Below are 2,802 nucleotides of genomic sequence, written 5' to 3' on the forward strand. Positions count from 1 at the left end.
AAGCCCGTGAAGCGCTTGTAAAGTTTTATGAACCCCAATCCCAGACGCCAATGGTTGAAGGTGAAAATGCACCCCCAGACCTACGTGAGGACCCTGTTCGTTTAGTGGCGTGGATGCTAGATAAGATTCAAAAGCAAGATGCGTATATTAGGGAACAGAAAGAAGCGCTAAGACAAGCTGAGGAACAGCAGCAGCATGATATACGTCTTGGTGAATTTTTTAATAATTCTGTTAAGTCGTTTCAAAATAAATCCAGTGATTTTGATGCCGCGGCAAATTTTCTTTATGAGGCACGCGCAAAGGAATTGAGTTCTTGGTCATCACTTTATCCTGAGTATGGACAACAAAACACAATAGATGCGATTATAAGAGATCAATTGCATGCTCTTGTAGCGACTTGTGCACAAAGAGATCTCAATCCGGCAGAAGAGATTTATAGAATAGCGCAAAATCTTGGCTATCAGAACCAAGCATTACAAGCGAATAATCAAGTTGCTGCGCTTCAAAGCCGGCAGAATTCTGCGAGAACCTTAACGGCATCTGGTGGAGGGGGCAGTGTTGGACCAATCACTTTAGCAAGCATTGATAGGATGTCAGAAGAAGAATTTGACGCTTGGATATCAAATCCGAAAAATAAAGCAATTTTTCGGCAATTGCATGGTGCTTGTAACGGGTATTAAGAGTGCATTTTTATAGAAATTAGCCTGTTTTATGCAGGGTTATGGTCCGGCTTTTAAGCCGGTTTTTTTTACAGCAAAGAAAGGTAAAATCAATGGCATTAACAACAGTTAGAGCAGATGATCCTCATGCGATAAGCACGTGGTCAAAATTATTAAATACAGAAGTTTCAAAGGCGATACCTATTGCCCCCCTTATAGGCAAGGGTTCAAACAGCATTATTCAACTTAAAACTGAAACACAGAAGGGCAGAGGGGATTGTGTTACATTTAGCTTACGTACACAGCTTTTGGGACGGGGAGTTACCTCAGGACAGACGCTTGAGGGGAATGAAGAGGCATTACAATTCCTTCATGACAGACTATATATTGACGAGCTTTCGCATGCAGTTCGTGTAGAAAATGAAGGTAGTATAGCGCAACAACGTACAACGTTTGATTTGCGTGACGAAGCAAAAGATGGCTTAGTTGATTGGTATGCAGATCGCTTAAGCTTGATGTTTTTCATTCAAGCTTGCGGATATACAGCAAGGACAATCTCTTTTGAAGATCGGATGATAGATATCGAGAATGTGCATTATGGATTTAATGAACCTCTGGCACCAAGTAGTAAGCGAATTATCCGTCCAGATGGTAAAACCAAGGATGAAGATCTCAGTGAAGCGCCAAAACACAGCTTTAGTTTGAAGCTTATTGACGAAGCTGTAAAAATGGCGAAACTTGCTAATCCCAAAATTCGACCAGTACGTGTGAATGGGGAGAGTGTTTATGTTCTCTATTTGCACCCAACACAAGTGATGCAATTGCGCACCAATACAGAGACTGGACAGTGGCTTGATATTCAGAAAGCTGCTTACACAGGCTCTCGTGCGCAAAACCCAATCTTTGATGGTTCTTTAGGCATGTATAATGGTGTGATTTTACGTGAATCTGAACATGTCACCCATGGGGTTAAATCTACCGATCATACAGCGAAAAAAAGTGTGCGTCGTGCTGTTTTTCTTGGAGCACAAAGTATCGTTATGGCTTTTGGAAATAATCGCAATGTCAATCGCTATAAATTGGTGGAAGAGCATTTCGACTATCAACGTTACTATGGTTTGTCTGCGAAAACACTGATTGGCATGAAGAAAACCCGTTTCAAATTTCCAAATAGCTCTCAAGCAGCGCAAGATTTTGGAACGATTGTTATCCCCACCTACAGTGGTGAACCTGATAATTAATCATAGGGAGGAAACAAGACATGGCAGATCAATTACCCCCTCCATTACAGGGCAGAAATCTACATACCCAACAGGTAAGTTTTTTGCGGTTAAATATCTCGCATAAAGATAAGCATCTTACGGAGAAAATTGGGATATTACCCCGTGGCGCTTTGATCACTTCGATGAAGGCTTTTGTCAAGACGGCATTTTCTGAGGCAAAATTAAAGATAGGCAGCACCTATGGAGGCAATGAGTTCAGTGAAAAAGACATCAAAGCCCAAGGCACGCAAGATTTTACGCCAACAGATCAAAAGTCTTTTGTTGCAGATGATAAGGAGATGACCCTTTATGCAACACGAGACAAAACCACCGATGCTGGTGAATGTATTGTGGTTGTGCAATTCGTAACAAATCATTGAGGGGATAAGACATGGCAGATTATTTACCACAGCCCTTGCAAGGGAGAAATCTTCATACCCAGCAGGTAAGCTTTTTGCGGCTTAATTTTAGCTATGAAGATAAAGAAAACGCTATGAGAATAGGCACGCTACCTCGTGGTGCTTTGATTACTTCGATTAAAGTGTTTGTTAAGACAGCATTTTCGGACACAAAGGTCAAAATAGGCAGCACTGCTGGAGGGACTGAGTTTGGTGAAGCGGAAATCAAACAACAGGCAGTAAAAGAGGTTAAGCCCACCAATCAGAAGGAATTTGTCCCTTATGATGAAGAACTTACTCTCTATGCTAAAGCTGATAAAACAGTACAAGCTGGGCAAGCAAGTATAGTCGTTGAATTCGTGACTAATCACTGAGAGGTATTTTGATGACACGTCATTATATTCGGGTTAAGACCGGAGGACCGATACCAGTAAAGCGAGATGTTTATCGTCATAAGAGAACACTTTCGCACTTAGTGTCGGT

At 41.6% G+C, this 2,802-nt stretch carries 4 protein-coding genes; all 4 read left to right on the forward strand.

From position 1 onward, the window contains the following. On the forward strand, window positions 1-680 hold a 680-nt coding region (locus ACFIMC_RS00095), incomplete at its 5' end, for a hypothetical protein (protein ID WP_375685601.1). A gap of 92 nt (window positions 681-772) precedes the next feature. After that, on the forward strand, window positions 773-1,900 hold the full coding sequence (locus tag ACFIMC_RS00100) for a N4-gp56 family major capsid protein (protein WP_375628271.1): 1,128 nt from the start codon (window positions 773-775) through the stop codon (window positions 1,898-1,900). Window positions 1,901-1,920: 20 nt separating this feature from the next. Continuing rightward, on the forward strand, window positions 1,921-2,301 hold the full coding sequence (locus ACFIMC_RS00105; RefSeq protein ID WP_252619690.1) for a hypothetical protein: 381 nt from the start codon (window positions 1,921-1,923) through the stop codon (window positions 2,299-2,301). Window positions 2,302-2,312: 11 nt separating this feature from the next. Continuing rightward, entirely contained in the window at window positions 2,313-2,693 is a 381-nt protein-coding gene (locus ACFIMC_RS00110) for a hypothetical protein (protein ID WP_375637192.1), read from the forward strand. Window positions 2,694-2,802: the final 109 nt, after the last annotated feature.

The organism is Bartonella sp. AP21QHHD, assembly GCF_042196205.1.
GTDB lineage: Bacteria > Pseudomonadota > Alphaproteobacteria > Rhizobiales > Rhizobiaceae > Bartonella.

Coding starts and splice junctions, on each gene's coding strand:
- ACFIMC_RS00110 (WP_375637192.1), top strand. CDS start 2,313: ATGGCAGATTATTTACCACAGCCCTTGCAAGGGAGAAATCTTCATACC.
- ACFIMC_RS00105 (WP_252619690.1), top strand. CDS start 1,921: ATGGCAGATCAATTACCCCCTCCATTACAGGGCAGAAATCTACATACC.
- ACFIMC_RS00100 (WP_375628271.1), top strand. CDS start 773: ATGGCATTAACAACAGTTAGAGCAGATGATCCTCATGCGATAAGCACG.